The organism is Aerococcus kribbianus (assembly GCF_026805545.1).
Taxonomy (GTDB): Bacteria; Bacillota; Bacilli; order Lactobacillales; family Aerococcaceae; genus Aerococcus; species Aerococcus kribbianus.
Genome location: NZ_JAPRFR010000005.1, coordinates 1 through 3,123, shown reverse-complemented (window position 1 = coordinate 3,123; position 3,123 = coordinate 1). Strand labels below are relative to the sequence as shown.

The 3,123-nt window shown below is 49.3% G+C and carries 1 rRNA gene; it reads right to left on the bottom strand.

What is annotated here, in order from left to right:
• Positions 1–66 precede the first annotated feature (66 nt).
• Positions 67–2,966: ribosomal RNA gene (locus OW157_RS07585) — 23S ribosomal RNA — on the bottom strand.
• Between the last annotated feature and the right edge of the window lie 157 nt (positions 2,967–3,123).

The window sequence follows — 3,123 nt, the reverse complement described above, 5'->3', positions numbered from 1 at the left end:
TATTGAGCATTATTCGCTCAAAACTGAATACTGTTTTCATAAACCAACCATCATACAACTATCCATTTGGATAAGTCCTCGACTCATTAGTACTGGTCCGCTCCATACATTACTGCACTTCCACTTCCAGCCTATCGACCTGATCATCTTTCAGGGGTCTTACTATCTTATAGATATGGGAAATCTCATCTTGAGGAAGGTTTCACGCTTAGATGCTTTCAGCGTTTATCCTATCCACACATAGCTACCCAGCTCTGCCCTTGGTAAGACAACTGGTACACCAGCGGTGTGTCCATCCCGGTCCTCTCGTACTAAGGATAGCTCCTCTCAAATTTCCAACGCCCGCGACGGATAGGGACCGAACTGTCTCACGACGTTCTGAACCCAGCTCGCGTACCGCTTTAATGGGCGAACAGCCCAACCCTTGGGACCGACTTCAGCCCCAGGATGCGATGAGCCGACATCGAGGTGCCAAACCTCCCCGTCGATGTGAACTCTTGGGGGAGATAAGCCTGTTATCCCCAGGGTAGCTTTTATCCGTTGAGCGATGGCCCTTCCATACGGTGCCACCGGATCACTAAGCCCGACTTTCGTCCCTGCTCGACTTGTAGGTCTCGCAGTCAAGCTCCCTTCTGCCTTTACACTCTGCGAATGATTTCCAACCATTCTGAGGGAACCTTTGGGCGCCTCCGTTACATTTTAGGAGGCGACCGCCCCAGTCAAACTGCCCGACTGACACTGTCTCCCGACCGGTTTACGGCCGCGGGTTAGAATGGTCATGTCACAAGGGTAGTATCCCACCATTGCCTCCACCGACACTAGCGTGCCGGTTTCTATGGCTCCTACCTATCCTGTACATGTCACACAAACATTCAATATCAACCTGCAGTAAAGCTCCATGGGGTCTTTCCGTCCTGTCGCGGGTAACCAGCATCTTCACTGGTACTACAATTTCACCGAGTCCCTCGTTGAGACAGTGCCCAAATCGTTACGCCTTTCGTGCGGGTCGGAACTTACCCGACAAGGAATTTCGCTACCTTAGGACCGTTATAGTTACGGCCGCCGTTTACTGGGGCTTCAACTCGTTGCTTTGCTAATGCTAACAACTCCTCTTAACCTTCCAGCACCGGGCAGGCGTCAGCCCCTATACGTCATCTTTCGATTTTGCAGAGACCTGTGTTTTTGATAAACAGTCGCTTGGGCCTATTCACTGCGGCTGACCTTGCGGTCAGCACCCCTTCTCCCGAAGTTACGGGGTCATTTTGCCGAGTTCCTTAACGAGGGTTCTCTCGCTCACCTTAGTGTTCTCCACTCAACTACCTGTGTCGGTTTGCGGTACGGGTTGTCATACTCTCACTAGAAACTTTTCTCGACAGTGTGACATCAGCAGCTTCGATACTTTAATTCTCTCCCCATCACAACTTGTCTTTAATGCGAAGCATTTCACTCTGCATCAGACTTATTGCTTGGACGCGTTTTTCCATCTCCGCGCTCTGCTTAGCCTCCTGTGTCCTTCCATTGCTCAAACAAGCATGACAAGTACAGGAATCTCAACCTGTTGGCCATCGCCTACACCTTTCGGTCTCGGCTTAGGTCCCGACTAACCCTGGGAGGACGAGCCTTCCCCAGGAAACCTTAGTCATTCGGTGGACGGGATTCTCACCCGTCTTTCGCTACTCATACCGGCATTCTCACTTCTAAGCGCTCCAGCCGTCCTTACGATCGACCTTCTATGCCCTTAGAACGCTCTCCTACCATCCTTACGGATCCACAGCTTCGGTGTTCAGTTTAGCCCCGGTACATTTTCGGCGCAGGGTCACTCGACTAGTGAGCTATTACGCACTCTTTAAATGATGGCTGCTTCTAAGCCAACATCCTAGTTGTCTAAGCAACCCCACATCCTTTTCCACTTAACTGAAACTTTGGGACCTTAGCTGGTGGTCTGGGCTCTTTCCCTTTCAACTACGGATCTTATCACTCGCAGTTTGACTCCCGGATTAAATAATTTGGCATTCGGAGTTTATCAGATTTCGGTAATCCTAGTTGGACCCCTAGATCAAACAGTGCTCTACCTCCAATTATCATCATCCGAGGCTAGCCCTAAAGCTATTTCGGAGAGAACCAGCTATCTCCAAGTTCGATTGGAATTTCTCCGCTACCCACACCTCATCCCCGCCTTTTTCAACAGACGTGGGTTCGGTCCTCCAGTGCGTTTTACCGCACCTTCAACCTGGACATGGGTAGGTCACCTGGTTTCGGGTCTACGACTACATACTCGACGCCCACTTCAGACTCGCTTTCGCTACGGCTCCGTATCTGCTACTTAACCTTGCATGCAATCGTAACTCGCCGGTCCGTTCTACAAAAAGTACGCCATCACCCATTAACGGGCTCTGACTGCTTGTAGGCACATGGTTTCAGGTACTATTTCACTCCCCTCCCGGGGTGCTTTTCACCTTTCCCTCACGGTACTGGTTCACTATCGGTCACTAGGGAGTATTTAGGCTTGGGAGATGGTCCTCCCGGATTCCGACGGAATTTCACGTGTTCCGTCGTACTCAGGATACTGACAAGCTCCGTTCATGTTTCGTTTACAGGATTTTAACCTTCTCTGATTCACCATTCCAGGTGATTCAACTACACGTCTAGATACATGCGTCAGTCCTACAACCCCAAAGAGCAAGCTCTTTGGTTTGGCCTCTTTCCATTTCGCTCGCCGCTACTGTGGAAATCGCGTTTGCTTTCTCTTCCTGCAGGTAATGAGATGTTTCAGTTCCCTGCGTCTTCCCTCGTTTTGCTATGTATTCACAAAACGATAACTACCTATCAAAGTAGTCGGGTTCCCCCATTCGGAAATCTCTGGATCAATGCTTACTTACAGCTCCCCAAAGCATATCGGTGTTCGTCCCGTCCTTCATCGGCTCCTAGTGCCAAGGCATTCACCATGCGCCCTTAGTCACTTAACCATTGGTTAAGTTGTATGATTCGCGAAAAGCTTCTTATTAAGAAACTTCTTTTGGTTTTACTCTTGGTAAAATTGGTTTTCCATCATCATTATCTCCTGGTAGAAATAATGACAATGTGGTTTATTACTTACAGTATTCAGTTTTCAAAGAACAATGT